The 23,915-nt window shown below is 59.4% G+C and carries 23 protein-coding genes and 1 riboswitch; of the genes, 11 read left to right on the top strand and 12 right to left on the bottom strand.

The annotated features are described in order from the left end of the window. Positions 1–753 (top strand): 16S rRNA (guanine(1516)-N(2))-methyltransferase RsmJ, encoded by a 753-nt coding sequence (gene rsmJ / locus DR88_RS03625; RefSeq protein ID WP_025861782.1) that lies wholly within the window; start codon positions 1–3, stop codon positions 751–753. Between the two features lie 129 nt (positions 754–882). On the opposite strand, the gene dtpB is transcribed toward rsmJ, so the two are convergent. Next, positions 883–2,355 carry a dipeptide/tripeptide permease DtpB gene (dtpB, locus tag DR88_RS03630; RefSeq protein ID WP_004188264.1) on the bottom strand — a complete coding sequence of 491 codons (1,473 nt, stop codon included), beginning with the start codon at positions 2,353–2,355 and terminating at the stop codon, positions 883–885. Between the two features lie 256 nt (positions 2,356–2,611). Further along, positions 2,612–3,049 carry a universal stress protein UspA gene (gene uspA, locus DR88_RS03635; protein WP_004145166.1) on the bottom strand — a complete coding sequence of 146 codons (438 nt, stop codon included), beginning with the start codon at positions 3,047–3,049 and terminating at the stop codon, positions 2,612–2,614. 382 nt (positions 3,050–3,431) lie between these two features. On the opposite strand from uspA, the gene uspB reads away from it, so the two are divergent. After that, positions 3,432–3,767 carry a universal stress protein UspB gene (uspB, locus tag DR88_RS03640; protein WP_002921203.1) on the top strand — a complete coding sequence of 112 codons (336 nt, stop codon included), beginning with the start codon at positions 3,432–3,434 and terminating at the stop codon, positions 3,765–3,767. Between the two features lie 55 nt (positions 3,768–3,822). On the opposite strand, the gene pitA is transcribed toward uspB, so the two are convergent. Then, positions 3,823–5,319: an inorganic phosphate transporter PitA gene (gene pitA, locus DR88_RS03645; RefSeq protein ID WP_002921200.1), complete on the bottom strand. Its 1,497-nt coding sequence runs from the start codon at positions 5,317–5,319 to the stop codon at positions 3,823–3,825. Positions 5,320–5,548: 229 nt separating this feature from the next. On the opposite strand from pitA, the gene DR88_RS03650 reads away from it, so the two are divergent. Next, on the top strand, positions 5,549–6,742 hold the full coding sequence (locus tag DR88_RS03650; protein WP_004150109.1) for a BaiN/RdsA family NAD(P)/FAD-dependent oxidoreductase: 1,194 nt from the start codon (positions 5,549–5,551) through the stop codon (positions 6,740–6,742). Between the two features lie 39 nt (positions 6,743–6,781). Here the strand turns inward: DR88_RS03650 and DR88_RS03655 are convergent, their stop codons facing one another. The 8 genes from DR88_RS03655 to DR88_RS03690 form a co-directional block, all read right to left on the bottom strand. After that, positions 6,782–7,795, bottom strand: coding sequence for a magnesium transporter (locus DR88_RS03655; RefSeq protein WP_002921192.1), 1,014 nt, complete (start codon positions 7,793–7,795; stop codon positions 6,782–6,784). A gap of 57 nt (positions 7,796–7,852) precedes the next feature. Further along, positions 7,853–8,034: riboswitch (M-box (ykoK) riboswitch) on the bottom strand. Between the two features lie 98 nt (positions 8,035–8,132). Next, the gene (nikR, locus tag DR88_RS03660; RefSeq protein WP_025861784.1) at positions 8,133–8,531 is read right to left on the bottom strand and encodes a nickel-responsive transcriptional regulator NikR; all 399 of its coding nucleotides are present in this window, start codon (positions 8,529–8,531) and stop codon (positions 8,133–8,135) included. After that, the gene (gene nikE / locus DR88_RS03665; protein WP_002921186.1) at positions 8,519–9,310 is read right to left on the bottom strand and encodes a nickel import ATP-binding protein NikE; all 792 of its coding nucleotides are present in this window, start codon (positions 9,308–9,310) and stop codon (positions 8,519–8,521) included. The genes nikR and nikE overlap by 13 nt, the downstream gene beginning before the upstream one ends. Further along, positions 9,307–10,071: a nickel import ATP-binding protein NikD gene (locus DR88_RS03670; RefSeq protein WP_004173959.1), complete on the bottom strand. Its 765-nt coding sequence runs from the start codon at positions 10,069–10,071 to the stop codon at positions 9,307–9,309. Before DR88_RS03670 ends, nikE begins: the two co-directional genes overlap by 4 nt. After that, the gene (nikC, locus tag DR88_RS03675) at positions 10,071–10,904 is read right to left on the bottom strand and encodes a nickel ABC transporter permease subunit NikC (RefSeq protein ID WP_004188270.1); all 834 of its coding nucleotides are present in this window, start codon (positions 10,902–10,904) and stop codon (positions 10,071–10,073) included. The genes DR88_RS03670 and nikC overlap by 1 nt, the downstream gene beginning before the upstream one ends. Continuing rightward, entirely contained in the window at positions 10,901–11,845 is a 945-nt protein-coding gene (nikB, locus tag DR88_RS03680; RefSeq protein ID WP_004150102.1) for a nickel ABC transporter permease subunit NikB, read from the bottom strand. The genes nikC and nikB overlap by 4 nt, the downstream gene beginning before the upstream one ends. Further along, positions 11,845–13,413 (bottom strand): nickel ABC transporter substrate-binding protein, encoded by a 1,569-nt coding sequence (gene nikA, locus DR88_RS03685; protein ID WP_004150101.1) that lies wholly within the window; start codon positions 13,411–13,413, stop codon positions 11,845–11,847. Before nikA ends, nikB begins: the two co-directional genes overlap by 1 nt. Positions 13,414–13,551: 138 nt before the next feature. Next, positions 13,552–14,412 (bottom strand): LysR family transcriptional regulator, encoded by an 861-nt coding sequence (locus tag DR88_RS03690; protein WP_025861786.1) that lies wholly within the window; start codon positions 14,410–14,412, stop codon positions 13,552–13,554. 97 nt (positions 14,413–14,509) lie between these two features. Between DR88_RS03690 and DR88_RS03695 the strand changes: the two genes are divergently transcribed. The 8 genes from DR88_RS03695 to arnF all read left to right on the top strand — a co-directional run bounded on the left by DR88_RS03695 (position 14,510) and on the right by arnF (position 22,788). Continuing rightward, positions 14,510–15,016: a phenolic acid decarboxylase gene (locus DR88_RS03695; RefSeq protein WP_004181483.1), complete on the top strand. Its 507-nt coding sequence runs from the start codon at positions 14,510–14,512 to the stop codon at positions 15,014–15,016. Positions 15,017–15,412: 396 nt separating this feature from the next. Next, on the top strand, positions 15,413–16,552 hold the full coding sequence (gene arnB, locus DR88_RS03700) for a UDP-4-amino-4-deoxy-L-arabinose aminotransferase (RefSeq protein ID WP_002921037.1): 1,140 nt from the start codon (positions 15,413–15,415) through the stop codon (positions 16,550–16,552). A 1-nt stretch (position 16,553) separates the two neighbouring features. Then, positions 16,554–17,537, top strand: coding sequence for an undecaprenyl-phosphate 4-deoxy-4-formamido-L-arabinose transferase (gene arnC / locus DR88_RS03705; RefSeq protein WP_002921035.1), 984 nt, complete (start codon positions 16,554–16,556; stop codon positions 17,535–17,537). Continuing rightward, entirely contained in the window at positions 17,534–19,519 is a 1,986-nt protein-coding gene (gene arnA / locus DR88_RS03710) for a bifunctional UDP-4-amino-4-deoxy-L-arabinose formyltransferase/UDP-glucuronic acid oxidase ArnA (RefSeq protein ID WP_004150093.1), read from the top strand. Before arnC ends, arnA begins: the two co-directional genes overlap by 4 nt. Continuing rightward, positions 19,516–20,418: a 4-deoxy-4-formamido-L-arabinose-phosphoundecaprenol deformylase gene (gene arnD / locus DR88_RS03715; protein WP_004188275.1), complete on the top strand. Its 903-nt coding sequence runs from the start codon at positions 19,516–19,518 to the stop codon at positions 20,416–20,418. Before arnA ends, arnD begins: the two co-directional genes overlap by 4 nt. Beyond that, a complete protein-coding gene (gene arnT, locus DR88_RS03720; protein ID WP_021469880.1) occupies positions 20,418–22,073 on the top strand; it encodes a lipid IV(A) 4-amino-4-deoxy-L-arabinosyltransferase in 1,656 nt (551 codons plus the stop codon). Before arnD ends, arnT begins: the two co-directional genes overlap by 1 nt. Next, entirely contained in the window at positions 22,070–22,408 is a 339-nt protein-coding gene (arnE, locus tag DR88_RS03725) for a 4-amino-4-deoxy-L-arabinose-phosphoundecaprenol flippase subunit ArnE (protein WP_002920864.1), read from the top strand. Before arnT ends, arnE begins: the two co-directional genes overlap by 4 nt. Then, entirely contained in the window at positions 22,408–22,788 is a 381-nt protein-coding gene (gene arnF, locus DR88_RS03730) for a 4-amino-4-deoxy-L-arabinose-phosphoundecaprenol flippase subunit ArnF (RefSeq protein WP_002920863.1), read from the top strand. The genes arnE and arnF overlap by 1 nt, the downstream gene beginning before the upstream one ends. Here arnF and DR88_RS03735 read toward each other — a convergent pair. Then, positions 22,785–23,834 (bottom strand): AI-2E family transporter, encoded by a 1,050-nt coding sequence (locus DR88_RS03735; protein WP_004145147.1) that lies wholly within the window; start codon positions 23,832–23,834, stop codon positions 22,785–22,787. The genes arnF and DR88_RS03735 overlap by 4 nt on opposite strands. Positions 23,835–23,915 lie beyond the last annotated feature (81 nt).

The following is a 23,915-nucleotide window of genomic DNA, read 5'->3' as shown; positions in this document are numbered from 1 at the left end:
GTGAAGATCTGCTTAATTGATGAAACAGGCGCCGGTGACGGCGCCTTATCTGTTTTAGCCGCCCGCTGGGGGCTGGAGCAGGATGACGGTAACCCGATGGCGCTGGTGCTGACGACGGAGCATCTGGAGCTACGCAAGCGCGATGAGCCCAAGCTTGGCGGCATCTTCGTCGATTTCGTCGGCGGGGCGATGGCCCACCGGCGCAAGTTTGGCGGCGGCCGCGGCGAAGCGGTGGCTAAAGCGGTGGGTATTAAAGGCGATTACCTGCCGGATGTCGTCGATGCGACGGCCGGGCTGGGACGCGATGCCTTTGTGCTGGCGTCGGTCGGCTGTCGCGTGCGGATGCTGGAGCGTAATCCGGTGGTCGCCGCGCTGCTCGATGATGGCCTGGCGCGCGGCTATGCTGACGCGGAAATCGGCGGCTGGCTGCAGGAGCGGCTGCAGCTGATCCACGCCTCCAGCCTGACGGCGTTAACCGATATCACCCCGCGCCCGCAGGTGGTGTACCTCGATCCGATGTTCCCGCATAAGCAGAAAAGCGCGCTGGTGAAGAAAGAGATGCGCGTCTTTAAGTCGCTGGTGGGGCCGGATTTAGACGCCGATGGCCTGTTGGCGCCAGCGCGTCAGTTGGCGACCAAACGAGTGGTGGTCAAGCGCCCGGATTATGCGCCGCCGCTGGCGGATGTCGCCACGCCTAACGCGGTGGTGACCAAAGGACATCGGTTTGATATTTACGCCGGTACGCCGGCGTAATTTTTCGCCGTTGTGATATCACCCGGATAGCGGGCAAAGCGCCTTATCCGGGCTACCAAATTGTAGCGCAAGCCGGGAACCACAATATCTGAACAAACGGCGCCAGTGCGGATCGGCCATCTTAAACGGTTACTCGGCGCTGGCCGGTGTATTAATCATCCGGTTCAGCCACGGCACCATCAGCGCCATCACCACCGTGACGCCCAGCGTCACCAGGCCAATTTTACTGAACACATTGGTATAGACCGGCAAGGTCTGCAGCGGATCGGTGATGTTTGCCGGCACCGCGGTAAAGGTCGCCACATAGCCGCCCAGCAGGAACGCGGCGGCCTGGGTCAGAAACCACATCCCCAGAATAAAGCCCATCAGATGCTGCGGCACCAGTGCGGCAACCATCGCCAGCCCCAGAGCGCTGATTAACAGTTCGCCCAGACTCTGGAACAGATAAACCAGCACAATAAACCACGGCGAGGTTAACCCCTGGGCGTCGGCGAACCACATCCCGGCGGCTGCGGCGGTGAGAAAGCCCAGCGCGCAGAGGAACATCCCGAGGGTAAATTTCACCGGCATGGTCAGGTCTTTACCCTTATGACCGAGATGGGTGTAGATCGCCGCCAGCACCGGGCTGGCGACCACTACCCAGAAGGGATTCAGCGCCTGGAAGCTGACCGGGTTGATGGTAAAGCCAAGGATCTCATGATGGACGTTGTTGATGGCGAAGAAGTTCAGCGAGGTCGGCATCTGGGCATACAGAATGTAAAACAGCACCGCCTCGATCATCAGAATAAAGGCGACGAACATTTTGTTGCGTCCGGTTTTATCGAGGCGAAACGCCTCACGGAAAAAGAACGCAATAACCACGACCGACAGAACAATCAGCACCAGGTTGGCGATCATCACGTTATGCATCAGCCAGGCGCAGAGAAAAATCATTACCACCGTACCGGCCAGCACCAGCGCCAGATTGCGTAGGCTGAGGGGGCGATGATCCGGCTCGGAGCCAATATCTTTCACCATCCCGCGGCAGGCGAAGTAGACCAGCAGCGCGATAATCAGCCCCGCGCCGCACAGGTTATAGGTTACCGCGTAGCCAAATTTTTCGGCGATCACCGGCGCCAGCGACAGCGACAGCAGCGAACCGATGTTTATCGACATATAGAACAGGGTAAATGCCCCGTCGAGACGGGCATCCTTCGGCGGATAGCATTTGGAGAGCAGGCTCGCCGGGTTGGCTTTAAACAAACCGTTGCCGACGGCGATGGTGCCGAGAGCGATAAAGATCAGCTGCGGTTTCAGCAGCGACATCCCGGTCATAAAGTAGCCGATAGCCAGCACAATGGCGCCGAGCACCAGCGTGCGTTTGGTCCCCAGCAAATGGTCGCCCACGTAGCCGCCGATGGAGATCAGCCCGTAAACCAGCGCCGCGAAGGCGCCGAAGGTGATAAAGGCCTGTTCCTGAGAGAAGCCCAGCTGTTTAACAAAGAAGACCGCCAGGATCCCCTGAACGCCGTAATAGCCAAAACGTTCCCAGAGCTCCACAAAGAAGATCATAAAGAACGGACGAGGTTGCTGCAGCAAGCCCGTAGGTGCAGTTGTATTCATATTCCTTCGCCTTGTATTACTTTCCCAAAAAGTATGAACGCGTATGCCAGAACGCGCCGAAAATGTCTGATAACTCGCCATGCTGCGGTTATTGGCTTATGGAATAGATTATTATATAGATATTTCGCCGAATAACTGGTTGATCACACTAATTGAATGGCGATTTTATGGATTGAAGTTCTGCCGCATGGCGAGGGAAAGCGAAAATAAAAAACGCCCGCATCGGCGGGCGTATTGCGCGGATAAAACGAGACGGTTATTCGTCTTCTTCGTCGCGCAGCGGGACGATCAGCATGTCGACATGAACGGTGTTAATCAGCTGGCGGGCAGAGGACATCAGCTTGCTCCAGAAGTCCTGATGATGGCCGCAGACCACCAGGTCCATATCGTATTTTTTAATCGCATCGACCAGCACCTGGCCAAGGTCGCCGCTGCCGCTCAGGGTCTCGGTGATGGGATAGCCTGCGTTGGTCGAGAGCTCGGTCAGCGCGTGATGGGTCTCTTCGGAGATGCGTTTTTGCATGTCGCCGAGGTTAACGTCAATCAGCCCGGTGTAGAGGTCGGAGTAATTCACATCCACATGGATCAGGGAGACTTTCGCGTTATACGGGCGGGCCATAGAAACGGCTTTTTCAACCAGTACTTTACTCTCCGGGGACAGGTCTACTGCAATCAGAATATGTTTGTAAGCCATAGTGTTACTCCTTCCATAAGTTTGTCGATGACCATTGGACCTGACAGCTGGCGCTGCCGTTTCGCCCGCGTCCTGCGTGCTACATTCGCGGGAGGGTAGCCTTTAAGGACTTCATTGTAGAAGATATTTCCTACCTTATAGCGCCCCCCGCACTCCGTCAATGCACTGGGTTCACCTAAAAGTTAAACAAATTTATCCGTCTTACGTATTGATAACGAATAACCTTGTGGTAAAAAAATTAATGGATCTCCTACACTATTTAATGAGCCGGTCGGAAAAATAAATGTGATCGGAATCGCACTCTTTACGGTATCGTCGTGGGTTATTTGGGGAGCGGTAGCCGCGGAGGTTTTCTCCGTAGGCGGGTCGCCGGGGAGGAGGTATGATCAGCACTATTGCGCTGTTTTGGGCCCTGTGTGTCGTTTGTGTGGTGAATATGGCACGCTACTTCTCATCGTTGCGTGCATTATTGGTGGTGCTACGTGGTTGCGATCCCTTGCTCTATCAGTATGTTGATGGCGGCGGCTTTTTTACCTCGCACGGGCAGCCCAGCAAACAGATGCGGCTGGTGTGGTATATCTATGCCCAGCGCTACCGTGACCATCACGATGATGAATTTATTCGTCGCTGCGAACGTGTTCGTCGCCAGTTTATCCTGACCAGCGCCCTGTGCGGCCTGGTGGTGGTGAGCCTGATTGCGCTGATGATCTGGCACTAACGTTTCAGAATAAAAAAACGGGCCAGCAAGCTGGCCCGTTTTGAACGAATAACGCTTAAATCAGTTTCAGGGAGAGCCAGTAAAGGACGCCTGAAAGGATAATCGCTGCCGGCAGGGTCAGCACCCAGGCCATCAGAATGCTGGTCACCGTCTTTTTCTGCAGACCACCGCCATCCACCAGCATCGTCCCCGCTACCGAGGAGGAGAGTACGTGGGTGGTGGAAACCGGCATCCCGGTGTAGCTCGCCAGACCGATAGAAACCGCTGCGGTCATCTGAGCCGACATCCCCTGAGCGTAGGTCATGCCTTTCTTACCAATCTTCTCACCGATGGTGGTCGCCACGCGGCGCCAGCCGATCATGGTGCCGATACCCAGCGCCAGCGCGACAGCCATGATAATCCAGATTGGCGCGTACTCGATGGTGCTCAGCATATCGGTTTTCAGTTTCTTCAGCAGACGCTGGTCGTCAGCGCTCACATCCGGCAGCTTCGCCACCTTGTCGGTGGTGTCGGAGATGCAGAGCATGATGCGACGCAGCTGGCCGCGCTGTTCCGGTTTTAGCGACTCGTAGTTCTCAACGCCGGTCAGCATGGTTTTGACGCGGTCAAGGGCGTTGATGGTGTTCGCCGGATGGCAGTGGAACTCGCCATTGGCCGCGGTATTGGTATCCGGAGAAGGCACCAGCTGATCGACGCCGGTGGCTTTTTTCAGCAGTTCAGGACGCTGCTGGAAGAAGGTTTCCACGTTGTTGACCGCATCGCGGGTACGGGTGATTTCGTAACCAGAGGCATTCATATTCACCACGAAACCCGCCGGCGCGACGCCGATCAGCACCAGCATCACCAGGCCAATGCCTTTCTGCCCATCGTTAGCACCGTGAGAGAACGACACGCCAATAGCAGACAGGATCAGCGCGATACGGGTCCAGAACGGCGGCTTTTTCTTACCGTCTTTCTTTTCACGCTCTGCGGGCGTCAGGTGGATACGCGCGCGTTTTTTGGTTCCGCTCCAGTAGCGACGCAGCAGGAAAATCAGGCCGCCCGCGATCACCAGACCGACGATCGGCGAGATGATAAGCGAAGCAAAAATACCGATGACTTTCGGGATATTCAGCGCATCAACCACGGAAGTACCGGTCATCAGCGCATTGGTTAAACCAATGCCGATGATGGCGCCAATCAGGGTATGAGAACTGGAAGCTGGAAGACCGAAGTACCAGGTGCCGAGGTTCCAGATGATCGCCGCCAGCAGCATAGAGAACACCATGGCGAGGCCATGTGCGGAACCCATGTTAAGCAGCAGATCGGTCGGCAGCATATGCACGATGGCATAGGCTACGCTGAGACCGCCCAGCAGAACGCCGAAGAAGTTGAAGAGCGCCGCCATCGCCACAGCGAGCTGTGAGCGCATTGCGCGAGTGTAGATAACCGTAGCCACCGCGTTTGCGGTATCATGGAAACCGTTAATCGCTTCGTAAAACAGTACAAAAGCTAAAGCAAGCAATAATAATAGTCCGGTATGTAAATCCAGACCGGCAAATAAATGTAGCATAGGACGTTACGCCATTTTGAGGACATGAACGCGGCGCATTATCAGTGACTTTAGCGGCGCGGGCAAAGTGAAATATAGACTTTTTTTGATTTTCTTCCTGTTTAGGTTTTACCCTGTTGGGAGTAATCCTATATCTTTCAATGATGTATCTAATGCGGGATTTTTCCCGCTGGTGTGACCAGAGTGAAATATTTACAAAACCCGACAATTGGGGAACGAGGAACGCGGTGTGGAAAGGTTTGATGCCATTGTCGTTGGCGCCGGAGCGGCGGGAATGTTTTGCGCAGCGCAGGCGGGCCAGCTTGGCTGCCGCGTCCTGCTGCTGGATAACGGCAAAAAGCCGGGGCGAAAAATTCTGATGTCCGGCGGCGGCCGCTGCAACTTTACCAACATGTATGTTGAACCGGCGGCCTATTTGAGCCAAAACCCGCATTTTTGCAAATCTGCCCTGGCGCGCTACACCCAGTGGGACTTTATCGAGCTGGTCGGTAAATACGGCATCGCCTGGCATGAGAAGACCCTCGGCCAGCTGTTTTGCGATGATTCGGCGGAGCAGATCGTCAATCTGCTGCTCGCGGAATGTGAAAAGGGCGGCGTGCAGATCCGTCTGCGCAGCGAAATCCTCAGCGTGGAGCGCGATGAACAAGGCTACCGGCTACAGGTGAACGGCGAAACGCTGGTGACCAAAAAGCTGGTGATCGCCTCCGGCGGTTTGTCGATGCCGGGGCTCGGCGCCTCGCCGTTTGGCTATAAAGTCGCCGAGCAGTTCGGCCTGAAGGTGCTGCCGACCCGCGCGGGGCTGGTGCCGTTTACCCTCCACAAGCCATTGCTTGAGCAGCTGCAGGTCCTCTCCGGCGTGTCGGTGCCGTCGACCATTACCGCCGAGAACGGCACTCTGTTTCGCGAAAATCTGCTGTTCACCCACCGCGGCCTTTCCGGACCGGCGGTGCTGCAAATTTCCAGCTACTGGCAGCCCGGCGAGTTCGTCACCGTTAATCTGCTACCGGACTGCGATCTTGATGACTTCCTTAACGAGCAGCGCAGCGCGCATCCCAACCAGAGCCTGAAGAACACCCTGGCGATGCAGCTGCCGAAGCGGCTGGTGGAGTGTCTGCAGCAGCTGGGGCAGATACCTGATGTGACGCTCAAGCAACTGAACGTTCGCGATCAGCAGACGCTGGTGGAGACGTTAACCGCCTGGCGCGTGCAGCCGAACGGCACCGAAGGCTACCGGACGGCGGAGGTGACCCTCGGCGGCGTGGACACCAACGAACTCTCGTCGCGTACTATGGAGGCGCGTAAGGCGCCGGGTCTCTACTTTATCGGCGAAGTGATGGACGTTACCGGCTGGCTCGGGGGGTATAACTTCCAGTGGGCGTGGTCAAGCGCCTGGGCCTGCGCGCAGGCGCTGGTGGAAGGGTAATCTACGCGTCCGGGCGCCCTGGTGCCCGGACGTATATGATCAGTTCAACCCAAGAAAATACTGGGCGATTTTGAAATAGATAATCAGCCCGGTGCCATCAATCAGCGTGGCGATAAACGGCGCGGAAACTACCGCCGGGTCAATGCCGATCCGCTTAAGCACCATCGGAATGACCGAGGAGACAATCGCGCTCCACAGGGTAATGCACACCAGCGTCAGGCTGACGATGAGCGTGATTTCCATGCCAATCCCCATCATCCAGGCGCGCAGGCAGCCCGCCAGGCCCAGGGTCAGGGCAATCAGAAACGAGGTCGATACCTCTTTGCGGATCACCCGCCCCATATCGCGCAGTCGCACTTCCCCCAGCGCCATCGAGCGCACCAGCGTCGAGGTGATCTGCGTTCCGCTGTTGCCGCCGGTGCCGATGAGCAGCGGAATAAAGAAGGCCAGCGCGATGGCCGATTCCAGGGCTTCTTCGAAATGCTGCAGTACGCTGCTGGTGTAGGCTTCGGCCACGAACAGCAGCAGCAGCCACACCGAGCGTTTTTTCCACAGCGTCCAGGGGCTGATCTCGAGGTACGGTTTTTCCAGCGGCAGCGTTGCCCCCTGCAGCTGAGCATCTTCGGTGACGTCATCCTCCAGCAGATGGGCGATCTCCTTCTCCATCAGGCAGCCGACCAGCTCGCCTTTATCGACGACGGGGACCAGGTCGAGGCCGCGCTCGCTGAGCTCGGCAATCACCTGCTGGCGCTCATCGTCAGGTTTGACGCGAAACAGGCAGCTGTCCATCAGGTGGCGGATAGACTGGTTGATATCCGTTTCCTGGAGTAGCTTTTTGACCGACAGGCTGCCACGCAGCTTCTTGCCGGCGACGACAAACACCTGCCCGGGAATATCATCGCTGGCCAGCTGGGAGATAAAGTGTTCGCGCGCCTCATGAACGCTGAGATGTTCCTGCAGCGTAATAAAATCGGTACGCATGTACTGGACGATCGCATCGCCGTCGAAGCCAGAGGTCGCCTGATGGGCGGCGCAGAGTTGAATGGAAGACATGTTTAAAAATCCCTATAAAAAATCACTCATAGGGGCGAACAAGACAGGGTTAGCGCAGGCAGATCCCTACGTCCTGGTTTTAGCACTGCATAACGTATCTGAACGGTCATGACCGCCAGAAGTTACCTTGGCAACACCTTGATTCGATGGAAGCCTGTATTTCCCTGAGTGGTCTCTCTCGATACCAACAGGGCGGTAACTTGTATTTATGCAGGAGCCTCGCCATAACGAGATCGTTAAATGAGGCGCCATTATTGGCGAAGAGGGATAATTCACAAAGCGTATAGTTTATGTGGTTTATCAACTGTTGATAAACCACCCAAGAATTTTCAAATAATTAATCATCCGCTAAACACTGCAAATGCCCATGGCGCACGCCGCGCTGGGCAATCACGTCGTCGGCAAAATGCTGTACCTCGGCCATATCACCTTTCAGCACCGCAATCTCCAGGCAGTCGTCATGACTGATATGCACATGCAGCGTGGCGACGGAGAGATCGTGATGATGATGCTGGGTGGCCACCAGCCGGCTCGCCAGTTCGCGTTTCTCATGTTCATACACGTACGACAGAACGGCATACCCGCGCCGTGATTCCGGCGACGGAGGATCCTGGTTGAGGGCGTCGCGCAGAATATCGCGTACCGCCTCCGAACGGTTGTGGTAGCAGCGGCGGGCGCTGAGCGCATCGAGGGCGGCCAGCAGGTCATCATCAAGGGTCAGGGTTACGCGCTGCATGGCATGGCCTCGTTAAGCAGAGTGGCAGGAAAAGGGGGGAGCACTGCCTGCTGGAGCGCCTGTCCGGCAGGGGAACGCAGGCGTAGCGGTAGACTAACCGTTGCGGTTTCGACGATGCGCCCGTGCTCCATCACCAGCACTCGCTGGCAAAAGCGCTCCACCAGCCGTAGGTCATGGGTGATGAACAGGCAGGCGGTGTCAAACTGCGCCTGCAGACGCTTCAGCAGGGCGATAATCTCCGCCTGCAGCAGCAGATCGAGATTTGAAACCGCTTCATCAAGGATCAACAGCTGCGGCCGTACCGCCAGGGCGCGTGCCAGGCAGACGCGCTGCAGCTGTCCGCCGCTGAGCTGCGCCGGGCGCTTATCGAGCAGCGACGGCGCGAGGTCGACGGCCAGCAGCATCTCTTCCACCCGCCGCGCACGCGCCTCACGCGGCAAGCACAACAGATGGCGCAGCGGCTCGCTGACGATCTCGCGCACCGTTTTGCGCGGATTCACCGCGCTGAAGGCATCCTGAAATACCAGCTGAATATCGCGGCGGAAGGCGCCGATGGCCTCGCCCTTCAGGGCGGCCAGCGGCGCGCCGCGCCAGGCAATATCGCCGTGCTGCGGCGTTTCCAGACCCACCAGCATCCGCGCCAGGGTGCTTTTCCCACAGCCGCTGCGTCCGAGCAGGGCCACCGTTTCGCCGGGGGCGATGGCGAGTTGTATCTCGTGCAGGACTCTGCCGTGGTGAGGATAATCGTGACTCACCCCGGTGACGCTGAGTAAATTCATGGTGTTTTCTCCAGACCGTATAACGCCAGATGCGCGGCCAGCAGGCGCTGGCTGAGCGGGTGCCGCGGGGCGCTAAATAGCGTATTCACATCGCAGTGTTCAACGAGGCGACCGTTCTCCATCACCGTTACGTGATGCGCCAGCCGCGCCACGACGCCCATGTCATGCGTCACCAGCAGCAGTCCCAGACCGCGCCTGGCGACAATATCCGCCAGCAGGTCGAGGATGCGCGCCTGGGCGATGGCATCGAGATCGGTCGTCGGCTCGTCGGCGATGATAAAGGGCGCGCGGCTGAGCAGGGCGAGAGCGACCATCATCCGTTGCAGCATGCCCCCGCTCATTTCAAAAGGGTAGCGCTTCAGTAGCGCCCGCGGATTGTCCAGACCGACCTCCTCCATCGCTGCCAGCAGCACGGCGTCATTCGTTTCACGACCCGCTGCCCGGCAGGTTTCCCGGGCATGCGCGGCCATGGTCTGCAGCGGGTTAAAGGCGCTGCGCGGGTTCTGCATGATGGTGGCGATGGTCGCCCCGCGCAGCTGTTCGCCGTGCACCGGAATGCCGTCGAGAAGCACCCGGCCGGCGGTTTGCCTGACGCCGGGCGGCAGCAGGCCCAGCGCGGCGGCGCAGGTCAGCGATTTTCCGCAACCACTGCTGCCGAGCAGCGCCAGCACCTGGCCGCGGCGCAGGGTGAAGGAGACGTCGCTGACCAGCGGTCGGTCAGCGGCAAGCGAGATCTGTTCCAGTTGGATCTTCTGCGGCATCAGTGGCTATGCTCCGCGATCAGGTGGGGATCGAGACGATCGCGCAGCGCGTCGCCCAGCAGGTTAAAAGCCATCACGCTGATGAACAGCGCCAGCCCCGGCCAGACCATTTGCAGCGGCTGGGTCCAGATATACTGCCGGGCGTCGTTGATCATCACCCCCCATTCCGCCGTCGGTGCGCTGACACCGAGACCGAGGAACGACATGCCGGCTACGTGAAGCATCATATGGCCGATATCCAGCGAGGCGAGCACCAGCAGCGAGGGGATCACCGCGCCGGCCAGATGGTCGCTGAACAGCCGCCACTGGCTGGCGCCGCTCAGACGGGCGGCGAGGATAAATTCGCGCTGGCGCAGGGAAACCACCAGGTTACGCACCATTCTGGCGTACCAGGCCCAGTGTGACAGCGCAATGGCGAGGATCACATTGGTCAGCCCGGTACCCAGCACTCCCACCATAAAGAACGACAGGATCGAGGTCGGAAAGGTCATAAACAGTTCGGCGATGCGCATCAGGCCGCGGTCGGCACGGCCGCCCAGCAGTCCGGCGCTGCCGCCGACCGCCAGGCCGATCAGCAGCACCAGCAGCAGACAAGCCATCACCGCCCCCAGCGAAACGCGGGTGGCGGCCAGCAGGCGTGAGAAAATATCCCGGCCGAGATGATCGGTGCCGAGCCAGTGCGCTGCGCCCGGCGGCAGCAGCCGCTGCTGAAGGTCAATCGCCGCTGGATCCCAGGGCAGCCACCAGCCGCTGCCGATGGCGATGACCGCCAGCAGCGCGATGACTAACAGGGCGAGTTTTACCGGCCAGCGAAAACTTTGTAGCCCTCTCATGCGCTCACCTCCTCGTGGCGGCGCAGGCGCGGGTCGAGCGCCGCGTTAAGCACATCTACCGCCAGATTAGCCAGCACGAACACCGTCACCATCATCAGGGTAAAGCACTGGATCACCGGGTAATCGCGATTGAAAATGGCGGAAACCGCGTAGCGGCCGACCCCGGGCCAGGCAAAGATATTTTCGATAATCATGGTGCCGCCGATCAGCTCGCCAATGTGCATGCCCATGGCGGTCACCACCGGCAGGGTGGCGTTGCGCAGGATATGTCGGCGCTCCACCTGGCGCGCGCTCAATCCGCGCAGCCGCGCCCATATCACGTGACGCTGGCTGGCGGCGTCCAGCATGCTGGCGCGCAGCAGGCGGGCGTTGATCGCCAGCGACATAAAGGCGATGGAGACGGCGGGCAAAATCAGGTGCTGCCAGTCGCCATACCCCATCGCCGGGAGCCACTGCAGATGCACGGAAAAGAGCATCACCAGCAGAAAGGCCAGCCAGAAGTTGGGCATTGAGACGCCGAGGAAGGCAATCAGCCGTACGATATAGTCCGGCAGGCGATCGCGATGGCGCGCCGCCCAGATGCCCAACGGCAGGGAGGTGACGAGGATCAGCGCCAGCGCCGCGCCGGTGAGCAGCAGGGTGGCCGGCAGGAAGTGCAGCAGGTCGTCCAGCACCGGGCGCTGGGTGGCATAGGAGAGACCGAAATCCAGGTGCAGCGCCCGCCATAGCCAGTGCAGATACTGCATTGCCAGCGGCTGGTTGAGCCCCAGAAGCTCGCGGGTCGAGGCAACCATCTCTTCAGTGGGCGGCAGGTTCGACAGGCGTAAATAATCCAGCGCCGGGTCGCCGGTGCCGAGCCGCAGCAGCAGAAAGATGATGGCTGAGGCGGCGAGCAGCAGCGGGATCAGCAGCAGCAGGCGGCGTAAAATATAGCGTAGCATTATGGCGTTACCGGGGTAATCTGGTCGAAAGGGATCTCGCTGGTCACCGGGGCGAACGGGATCTCCCCGACCTCCTGGCGCGCGACCGACATCAGCGAGACATAGCTGATGGGCAGATACACCGCGTCCTGATGCAGACGGGTCAGCACATCATGGTACAGTTTTCTCCGCTGCGCCTCGTCCCCGATGGTCAGCACTTCACTAATCTCTTTATCAATCAGTGCCTTGTCTGGCAGGCCGCGCTGGGCCTGGTAATCCGCATGCGAAGGGACGCGCATCGAGCTTAAAAAGGCATGCGGATCGTAGGGTGCGCCCCAGGTGCGATTGAAGATCATGCCGAAGCGGCCTTCGCGCTGGCGCGCGTAAATGCTGCTTTCCTCCTCGCCCACCAGGGTGACCTGCACGCCGACCTGCCGCAGATTGGCCTGAATAATTTCGGCCATCGATTTAGCCAGCGCGTCGGTGCCGATAAACGCCAGCTCAATCGCCAGCGGTTGCCCGGCTTTTTGTCGCCAGGGCTGGACCTCCAGCTGCTGCCAGCCGGCCTGTTCCAGCAGGGCGCGGGCTTTTGTCGGGTCGTAACGGCGCGGCGTCAGATCCTGCGGGGCGTAAGGGACGGAGGGGGCAAACAGGGTGTCGGCAACCTGCTGGGTGCCATACAACACGCTATCGACAAGGGTCTGTTTATCGACGGCGTAGTTGAGCGCTTCGCGAACCGTCAGCTCGCGGGTCGGGCCCTGGCTGGCGTTTAGCGCCAGCATTACCGTCTCCGCCGGGGCGGACAGGCGCGCCACGTAGCCGGGGTGATGGCGAAAGCGTTCGAAGGTGTCCAGCGGCAGCAGCCCTTCATCGCCGTAGAGCATATCGATTTCCCCGGTTTCGAACGCCACCGCCCGGCTGGTGGCGTCAGGGATCACCTTGATGGTGATTTGCTGTAGTGCGGGTTTGCGACCCCAGTAGCGCTCATTGCGCACCAGCACATCGCGCTGATTGAGCTGCGAGCTTGCCAGCCGCCACGGGCCGGTGCCGATCGGGGCTTTAATGCCCCTGGCGGTGCCGCCATCGATAAACTGCGAGGGGGCGATGAAGCGGAACGGGCGGGGCAGGGCCAGCTCTTGCAGTAAGGGGGCGTAGGCGCTTTTCAGGGTGATCTGCAGTTCGGTGGCGCTGAGGGCCCGCACGTCGGTTATTTGGTTGGCGAGCTCAAGCCAGGCGTGGCGTTGGCGGTTGGCCAGCACCGCCTGAAAATTGGCCGCCGCGGCCTGGGCGTTAAACGGTTCGCCGTTGGAGAAGGCCACATCGTCGCGCAGGGTGAACCACCAGGTTTTTCCGTCGGCGGAGTGACGCCAGCGGGTTGCCAGCCAGGGCTGTACGCTGCCGTCAGCCTGATACTTCACCAGCGGTTCATAGACCATGCTTTGGGCAAACATCTGGTTGGGCGTATAGAGATGGGGATTCAGCGGGCCGACGTTAACCGGCCAGGCGGTGGTGAGCTGGTACGGCGCGGCCTGAGCCAGCAGAGGGACGCAGGCGACCAGCGCCAGCAGGGTGAGGCGGATAATAGACAAGACGGCAATCTCAACGACAGGAAAGTATGACGATTTTAGTGATTCATCATACTTTGGGAGTAACCTGGATCAATATTGCGCCGGAAAGTATAAGAAAATCGTATCATTACGCCCAGGCGACCAGCGCCGCCTTACCCCTCAGGGCGTCCGGAACAACGCCAGCAGCGTGGCCACCTGTTCGTCGATCGGCGCCAGGTCCCGCTTGACGATCAGGTGCAGCGGCGTCGCGCGGCGCGCGCCATGGCTGAGGGGCAACCGCTTCAGCACGGCCTGATCGAGATGGGGGCGAATGCGCTCCTCCGGCAGCCAGCCGAAGCCGACCTGATACATCACCGCATCAATGGCGGCATCAATGGTGGAGAAGGTCCAGGCGTCTCGCGGCGCCTGGCTATCTCCGCCCTGATCGGCAATGCGCACCAGCGGCCACGGCGCCAGCGCGCTATCCTCCAGCGGTCCGTCCAGCGCGGCGAGAGGGTGGTCGCGGTGGGCGACGGCGATGAAATCAATATTCATCAGCCACTCCCCGCGGCCGGTAATATCCTGGCGGCGGGTCAACACCATCACATCGGCTTCCGTCCGCGCCGCGCTCTCGTCATCCAGGTTTTCCAGCACTTCGGTGAGCCTGACCTGGGTCTGCGGATAGCGCTGCTGAAACTGGCGTAAAATCGCGAACAGCCGCTGGCGCGGGAAAATACTGTCGACCACCAGATCCAGGCGGGTCCGCGCCCCGTTGCGCAGAGTGGCGGCGTGCGTCTCGACGTAGGCGAAGGCCTGCAGCAGCGGCTTGACCTGATTCAGCAGTAGTTCGCCAGCCGGCGTCAGCACCGCCCGCCGGCCGGACGGCGCCAGCAGCGCCACGCCTAAGCGCTCCTGCAGCAGCGCGAGGTTATAGCTTACCGATGACTGACTGCGATTGGTCTCCTCCGCCGCTCTGGCAAAGCTCCCCAATTCCACTACCTTTTCGAGTAACGCCCACTGCTCCAGGGTTGTCTTGTGCATAATCAATCTAAAATTTGAATGTATTTAATCCAAACATAGCGTTATTCATTCATTTTTTAAAGACGTATGCTGTCCTCAACAAAACAGAGGAGAATAAATGATGAGCACTTTCGACAAACATGACCTCAGCGGCTTTATCGGTAAACATCTGGTCTATACCTACGACAACGGCTGGAACTACGAGATTTACGTCAAAAATGGCCACACCCTCGACTACCGTATTCACAGCGGCATCGTCGGCAATCGCTGGGTGAAAGATCAGGAAGCGTACATTGTGCGGGTGGGGGAAAGTATCTACAAAATCTCCTGGACCGAACCGACCGGCACCGACGTCAGCCTGATCGTCAACCTGGGCGACAAACTGTTCCACGGCACTATTTTCTTCCCGCGCTGGATCATGAATAACCCGGAAAAAACCATCTGCTTCCAGAACGACCATATTCCGCTGATGAATTCGTATCGCGATGCCGGCCCGGCCTACCCGACGGAAGTGATTGACGAGTTCGCCACTATCACCTTCATTCGCGACTGTGGCGCGGATAATGACGAGGTCATTAATTGCCCGGCGAGCGAATTGCCTGCGGATTTTCCTGCAAATTTGTAATTCAGCAGAAATAACTTTGTGATCTGCGCTAACTTTTTGTCATTAAGCGTGACAATGACAGAATAATAAATTGTGAACTGGTTTAGTTCTCGTTTAATTTCAACTATTGCGTTCCTGTTCTCTTTTTCGTGACAGGAACGCTCCTCCGTCAAATTTCTGCCATAAAAAACTCCTATCATACTGTTTATTAATAAGTTATTTCTTATCCTGAAGAAATATTAATTTCTTAATATTATCCTAAGCAAGGTCGACTACATTAATAGTGGTCGAGATACCCTGAAATGGAATGCCGTGCTGAACTCACTTCATTTTAATTTCGTTTAAGTCCGCAGGCGCAGGATATTTTATTCTAACGACCCAGATTCGTGCGTGGGTCATCTACAGAACAGGATGATGATGAGCGATTTTTTGCCTTTTTCGCGCCCGTCGATGGGCGACGCAGAGCTGGCAGCCCTGCGTGAAGTTTTAGCGTCGGGCTGGATCACCACCGGGCCGAAGAATCAGGCACTTGAAGCGGCATTCTGCCAGCTGACCGGCAACCGTCATGCGATTGCCGTCAGTTCAGCGACCGGCGGGATGCATGTGACCCTGATGGCGCTGGGTATTGGCCCCGGCGATGAAGTCATTACGCCGTCCCAGACCTGGGTCTCCACTCTCAATATGATCTGCCTGCTGGGCGCCACGCCGGTGATGATCGATGTCGATAACGACAATCTGATGATTACCCCTGCAGCGGTGGAAGCTGCGATCACCTCGCGTACCAAAGCGATAATTCCCGTGCACTACGCGGGCGCGCCAGCCGACATCGACGCCATTCGCGCGGTGGGCGAGCGCCATGGCATTTCGGTGATCGAAGACGCCGCCCATGCGGCCGGTACCCATTATAAAGGCCGCCACGTGGGCTGGCAGGGGACCGCCATTTTCTCGTTCCACGCGATCAAAAACATGACCTGCGCCGAAGGCGGGCTGATTGTCACCGACGACGACGAGCTGGCCTCCCGCATCCGTAGCCTGAAATTCCATGGTCTGGGCGTGGACGCTTATGATCGCCAGACCCACGGCCGCGCGCCGCAGGCGGAGGTGATCACCCCGGGCTTCAAGTACAACCTTGCCGATATCAACGCCGCTCTGGCGCTGGTCCAGCTGGAAAAACTGAGCCACGCCAATCAGCGCCGGACCGAGATTGCCCAGCGCTACCTGCGCGAGCTGGCGGACACGCCGTTTAAACCGCTGAGCGTCCCGACCTGGGATCACCAGCACGCCTGGCATCTGTTTATCATCCGCGTCGATGAGGCCGCGTGCGGCATCAGCCGCGACGCGCTGATGGAAAAGCTGAAGGCGATGGGCATCGGCACCGGCCTGCACTTCCGTGCGGCCCATACGCAAAAATATTACCGCGAGCGCTTCCCTGAGGTTTCCCTGCCGAATACCGAATGGAACAGCGCCCGCATCTGCTCTCTCCCGTTGTTCCCGGATATGACCGATGACGATGTCACTCGCGTTATCTCCGCACTGCGCCAGTTGTCAGGACGTTGATATGCTTACTTACCCTCCCGTGAAGAAGGTCTCGGTGGTTATCCCGGTTTATAACGAACAGGATAGCCTGCCGGAACTGCTTCGTCGTACGGATGCCGCCTGCGCCACCCTGGGGCGGCAATATGAAATTCTGTTGATCGACGATGGCAGCAGCGACGATTCCGCGCGCATGCTCACCGAAGCCGCCGAGGCGGAAGGCAGCCACGTCGTCGCCGTGCTGTTAAACCGTAACTACGGCCAGCACTCGGCGATCATGGCCGGCTTCAGCCATGTAACCGGCGATCTGATTATTACCCTCGACGCCGACCTGCAAAACCCGCCGGAGGAGATCCCGCGGCTGGTGGCGAAGGCTGATGAAGGTTACGACGTGGTGGGCACCGTCCGCCAGAACCGTCAGGACAGCATCTTCCGTAAAACCGCGTCGAAGATGATCAACCGCCTGATCCAGCGCACCACCGGCAAAGCGATGGGCGACTACGGCTGCATGCTGCGCGCTTACCGCCGCCATATCATCGACGCCATGCTCAACTGCCATGAGCGCAGCACCTTTATCCCGATCCTGGCGAATACCTTCGCCCGGCGCGCGGTGGAGATCCCGGTGATGCACGCCGAGCGCGAATTCGGCGACTCCAAATACAGCTTCATGCGCCTGATCAACCTGATGTACGACCTGGTGACCTGTCTGACCACCACGCCGCTGCGTCTGCTCAGCATTTTCGGCAGCGTGATTGCCCTGCTGGGCTTCGCCTTCGGCCTGCTGCTGGTGGTGCTGCGTCTGGCCTTTGGCCCGCAGTGGGCGGCGGAAGGGGTGTTTATGCTCTTCGCCGTGCTGTTCATGTTCATCGGCGCCCAGTTTGTCGGTATGGGCCTGCTCGGGGAGTATATCGGCCGCATCTATAACGACGTGCGCGCCCGCCCCCGCTACTTTATTCAACGTGTTGTTCGCCAGCCGGAAACGGCATCTAAAGAGGAAGATCGTTCATGAAAGCCGTAGTCTTCGCTTATCACGATATGGGCTGCACCGGTATCCAGTCCCTGCTGGACGCCGGGTATGATATCGCTGCTATTTTCACCCACCCGGATAACCCTGGCGAAAACCATTTCTTTGGCTCCGTGGCGCGCCTTGCCGCCGAGCAGGGTATTCCGGTGTGGGCGCCGGAAGACGTGAACCATCCGCTGTGGATTGAGCGTATCCGCGAGATGAAGCCGGACGTGCTGTTCTCCTTCTACTATCGCAACCTTCTGGGCGATGAGATCCTCAATCTGGCGCCGAAAGGGGCGTTCAACCTGCACGGTTCGCTGCTGCCAAAATATCGCGGCCGCGCGCCGCTGAACTGGGTGCTGGTCAATGGCGAAAGCGAAACCGGCGTCACCCTGCACCGGATGGTGAACCGCGCAGACGCTGGCGATATCGTCGCCCAGCAGGCCGTGGCGATTGGCGCGGATGACGCCGCCCTGACGCTGCATCGTAAGCTGTGCGCTGCCGCCACTGAGCTGCTGAGCCGGGCGCTGCCGGCGATCCTCGCCGGCACCACCGATGAGCGTCCGCAGGATCACAGCCAGGCAACCTATGTGGGGCGTCGTACCCCGGAAGATGGCCGGCTGGACTGGGAGCAGCCGGCGCAGACCCTGCACAATCTGGTGCGTGCGGTCTCGGATCCGTGGCCGGGCGCCTTCGGCTACGCCGGAGCGAACAAGTTTATCGTCTGGAAATCCCGCGTTCGCCACGATTTGCCAGCAGCTAAACCGGGCACCGTGATCTCCATTGCGCCGCTGATCGTCGCGTGCCAGGACGGGGCGCTGGAGATTGTCACCGGCCAGACCGAACGCGGCGTGTACATGCAGGGCGCTCAGCTGGCGCAGGCGCTGGGCCTGGTGTCCGGGGCGGTGATCAGCAGCAAACCGGTGGTGGCGATTAAGCGTCGCACCCGGGTGCTGATCCTCGGCGTCAACGGCTTTATCGGTAACCACCTGACCGAGCGTCTGCTGCAGGACGACAACTATGAGATTTACGGTCTGGATATCGGCTCCGACGCCATCAGCCGTTTTCTCGACTGTCCGCGTTTCCACTTTGTGGAAGGCGATATCAGCATTCACTCCGAGTGGATCGAATACCACATTAAGAAATGCGACGTGGTACTGCCGCTGGTCGCGATCGCGACGCCTATCGAATACACCCGTAACCCGCTGCGCGTGTTCGAACTGGATTTCGAAGAGAACCTGAAGATCATCCGTGACTGCGTGAAATACAATAAGCGCATTATCTTCCCGTCGACCTCGGAAGTGTACGGCATGTGCACCGACAAAAACTTCGACGAAGATAATTCCAATCTGGTGGTCGGGCCGATCAACAAACAGCGTTGGATCTACTCGGTTTCTAAACAGCTGCTGGACCGCGTGATCTGGGCCTATGGCGATAAGAACGGCCTCAAGTTCACCCTGTTCCGTCCGTTCAACTGGATGGGGCCGCGTCTGGATAACCTTAATGCCGCACGTATCGGTAGCTCCCGCGCCATCACTCAGCTGATCCTCAACCTGGTGGAAGGTTCGCCGATTAAGCTTATCGAAGGCGGCAAACAGAAGCGCTGCTTCACCGATATCAGCGACGGTATCGAAGCGTTGTTCCGCATCATTGAGAACAAAGACGGTCGCTGCGATGGTCAGATCATCAACATCGGTAACCCGGAAAACGAAGCGAGCATCAAAGAGCTGGCGGAAATGCTGCTCGCCTGCTTCGAGCGCCATCCGCTGCGCGATCGCTTCCCGCCGTTCGCCGGCTTCCGCGAAGTGGAAAGCAGCGATTACTACGGTAAAGGTTACCAGGACGTTGAGCATCGTAAACCGAGCATTCGCAACGCGAAACGCTGCCTGAACTGGGAACCGACCGTCGAGATGGAAGAGACCGTTGAACACACTCTGGACTTCTTCCTGCGCACCGTTGAGCTCACGGACGATAAAAACTCATGAAACAAGTCGGCTTACGCATAGATGTCGATACCTTTCGCGGGACGCGTGATGGCGTACCGCGGCTGCTGGCCCTGCTGGGCAAGCACGGGATTCAGGCAAGCTTCTTCTTCAGCGTCGGGCCGGACAATATGGGGCGCCACCTGTGGCGCCTGGTAAAACCGAAGTTTCTGTGGAAGATGCTGCGTTCCAGAGCCGCCTCGCTGTACGGCTGGGATATTCTGCTGGCCGGCACCGCCTGGCCGGGGCGCCGCATCGGCGCAGGGAACGAAGCGGTGATCCGCGCCGCCGCCGAATCTCATGAAGTCGGCCTGCACGCCTGGGACCACTACAGCTGGCAGGCGTGGAGCGGCGTCTGGCCGCAGGAAAGGCTGGCGCTGGAGGTTGAGCGCGGCCTGCTGGAGCTCGAGCGCATCATCGGCCGGCCGGTGACCTGCTCGGCCGTCGCCGGCTGGCGCGCCGATCAGCGGGTGGTTAAAGCCAAAGAATCCTTCGATTTTCTCTACAACAGCGACTGTCGCGGCACGCGGCCGTTTCTGCCCCAGCTCGGCAGCGGCGTTTCCGGTACGGTGCAGATCCCGGTCACGTTGCCGACCTGGGACGAGGCGGTGGGCACGGCGGTGGATATCGCCGGCTTTAACCGCTACCTGCTGGATTGCATCCATCGCGATGCGGGCGTGCCGGTCTATACCATTCACGCTGAAGTGGAAGGTATTGCCTACGCCGATCAGTTCAATGAACTACTGACCATGGCGGCGGAAGAAGAAATTCAGTTTTGCCCACTGAGCCAGCTGCTGCCCGCTGACTTTAGCGAGCTGCCCTCAGGCAAAGTGGTTCGTGGTGAACTGGCTGGCCGGGAAGGCTGGCTCGGACGTGAACAATTACTGACTTCGGGTGTTTGATGAAAAGCATTCGCTATGGCGTCTCTCTGATTGCGCTGTTTGCGCTGTATTATCTGCTGCCGCTCAATTTCCGTTTGCTCTGGCAACCCGACGAAACCCGCTACGCGGAGATCAGCCGTGAAATGCTGGCCACCGGCGACTGGGTGGTACCGCATTTTCTCGGCCTGCGCTACTTCGAAAAACCGATTGCCGGTTACTGGATCAACAGTATTGGTCAGTGGCTGTTTGGCCATAATAACTTCGGCGTACGCTTCGGGTCGGTCTTCGCCATCACCATGACCGCCCTGCTGGTGGCCTGGCTGGCGTGGCGGATCTTTCGTGATAAGCGGGTAGCTATCCTGTCGCCGGTTATCTTCCTCACCGCGATGCTGGTGTATGCGATTGGCACCTATGCGGTGCTGGACCCGATGATCACCCTGTGGCTGGCGCTGGCGATGTGCAGCTTCTGGGGCGCGGCGCAGGCGCAGAGCCGCAGCGGCAAAATACTGGGCTACGTGCTGCTGGGCGTCGCCTGCGGGATGGGGGTGATGACCAAAGGCTTCCTGGCGCTGGCGGTGCCGGTGGTGGGCGTTCTGCCGTGGGTGATCGCCCGTAAACGCTGGCGTGAAGTGCTGACCTACGGCTGGCTGGCGGTGATTGTCTGTACGCTGGTGGTGCTGCCCTGGGGGCTGGCTATCGCCCAGCGCGAGCCGGACTTCTGGCGCTACTTCTTCTGGGTCGAGCATATTCAGCGTTTTGCTGAAAAAGACGCCCAGCACAAAGCGCCGTTCTGGTACTACATCCCGTTCCTGATCGCCGGCAGTTTGCCGTGGCTGGCCCTGCTGCCGGGGGCGCTAAAGCGCGGCTGGCTTGAGCGCGATGAGGCCCGCGGCGCGCTGTATCTGTTAGGTTGGGTGGCGATGCCGTTCCTGTTCTTCAGTATCGCCAAAGGCAAACTGCCGACCTATATCCTGCCGTGCTTTGCGCCGCTGTCGATCCTGATGGCCCGCTACGCGCTGGAGGCCGCAAAGACCGGCGCGAAAGCGTTGCGCATCAACGGGATGATCAACCTGGGCGTTGGTTTGCTGGGGCTTATCGCCGTGCTGGTGGTCTCGCCGTGGGGCTTCATGCATAGGCCGGTGTGGACCAAGATTGAGCTGTATAAATGTCTGCTGGCGGCGATCGCTTTTGCCGTCTGGGCGCTGATGGGCTGGCTGGCGATGAAAGACTGTGGCCGCCGCTGGAGCCTCGCCGCGCTCTGTCCGCTCGGCCTGGCGCTGCTGGTGGGCTTCGCCATCCCGGACCGGGTTATCGACAGCAAACAGCCGCAGTTCCTCGTGGATATCGTCAGCGAATCCCTGCAGCCCAGCCGTTACGTCCTGACCAACAACGTTGGGATCGCCGGCGGCCTGGCCTGGGAGCTGAAGCGAAGCGATATTATTATGTTCGACAAACAGGGTGAGCTGAAGTACGGTCTCGACTGGCCGGATGCTCAGGGAAGCTTTGTCAGCCAGGCCGGTTTTGCCGACTGGCTGGCCGCGCATCGTCAGCAGGGGCCGGTCTCGCTGGTGCTGTTGATGGATAAAGGAGAGAGTATGCTCGACTTACCGTTACCGAAACCGGATAACGCCTACGAGCTGGGCCGGGTCGTTTTCCTTCAGTACCTGCCGCAATGAGCGTCTGGATCTGTCTGGTGTGCGCCAGCCTGCTGAGCTGCGCCGGACAGCTCTGCCAGAAACAGGCGACCCGCCCGTCCCGTCGCGGACGGCGGAGTCGCCATATACTCTTCTGGTTGGGGATGGCGCTGTTATGTCTGGGCTGCGGCATGCTGCTGTGGCTGAGCGTCCTGCAGTCTATTCCGGTCAGCATCGCCTATCCGATGCTGAGTCTGAATTTCGTCTGGGTTACCCTCGCGGGCTGGGGCATCTGGCATGAGCCGGTCGCCCGTCGCCACTGGCTTGGCGTCGGGTTGATCGTCGTGGGCATTGTCATTCTGGGGACCAGCGTCTGATGGGCTTTTTCTGGGCATTACTCAGCGTCGGCCTCGTCAGCGCCGCGCAGTTGCTGCTGCGCAGCGCCATGGTGGCCTTGCCACCGCTGACCGATATTGTGGCATTTCTCCAGCATCTGCTGCATTTCCAGCCCGGGACTTTCGGCCTGTTTTTCGGCCTGCTGGGCTACCTGCTGTCGATGGTCTGCTGGTACTTTGCCCTCCATCGCCTGCCGCTGTCGAAAGCGTATGCGCTACTGAGCCTGAGCTATATCCTCGTGTGGGCCGCCGCCATCTGGCTGCCCGGCTGGCATGAGCCGTTCTACTGGCAATCGCTGCTGGGCGTGGCGATCATCGTCGCCGGCGTATTGACCATCTTCTGGCCGGTGAAACGCCGCTAGCCGGGGAGCCGGCTTTTGGGACGGCCCGGGCCGAGCAGGATCGCCAGCTTGCTGCCTCCGACGGTGGTTTCCATCCAGATTTTACAGACGCTGGTTAACGGCACTGAGAGCAGCATTCCCACCGGCCCCAGCAGCCAGCCCCAGACCAATAACGACAGGAACACCACCAGGGTCGACATCCCCAGCCGGTGGCCCATCATGCGCGGCTCCACCATGTTGCCCAGCACCATATGCACCACCAGAAACAGCGCCCCTACCAACAGGCACTCATAGATGCCGCTGAACAGCAGCGCCTGCAGCATGGGGGGGATAGCGGAGATGGCGGAGCCAATGTTCGGCACATAGTTCAGCAAAAACGCCAGCACCCCCCACATCAGGGCGAACTGTACCCCCATCGCCAGCAGCCCCAGCCAGACAATCAGCCCGGTCCACAGGCTAATCAGCGTCTTCAGCGCCAGATAATGGGTGACGCCTTTCAGCGCCCGGTGCAATCCGGCGATATGCAGGCGCGGGTTATTGAGGGCAAAACGCAGTTTGTAGGGCAGGTGGCGAACCTCAAACAGCATAAAGATCACCGTCATCACCAGCAGCACGATGCTGGCCATCGCCCCGGAAAGCTGGGTCATCAGCGTCGTGGCCCAGGTCATCAGCCGTTCTGAATCCATGCGCCGCAGCATCCGCTCCGGATTGATATGCAGATTAAGGAAGGGGAGATACTCCTGGAGCTGGAGGATCTTGCGCGTCAGGGCGCGGTTGAAATCGGGCAGCATGGCGACAAAGTCATTGAGCGACGCCGCCAGCACGCCGAGCAGCGCGGTGAGCATCACCAGCATCGCCGTCACCACCAGGGTAATGGCGAACGGACGCCGCACCCCGCGGCGAATGAACCAGGTGACCAGCGGGTTGAGAACAATAGCGAAAAACAGCGCCAGCAGTAGCTGCACCAGGATATCGGCGGCGGCGTGGATCCCGGCGAGGATAATCACCAGCGCCGCCAGCTTAAGTAAAATATGAAGCCCGGCTTTATCAGCCTGCGGAGGGGACATAGGTATTCCTTTTATGAGTCGCGCCAGATAAGTGTAGCGGTTCGCCGACTGCCAATATTCCGAAAGGAGGGCTGCTTTTCC

The organism is Klebsiella pneumoniae, from assembly GCF_000742135.1.
Classification (GTDB): domain Bacteria; phylum Pseudomonadota; class Gammaproteobacteria; order Enterobacterales; family Enterobacteriaceae; genus Klebsiella; species Klebsiella pneumoniae.
Note: the sequence above shows the minus strand (reverse complement) of the source record. Positions and strands in the feature narration are given on the sequence as shown.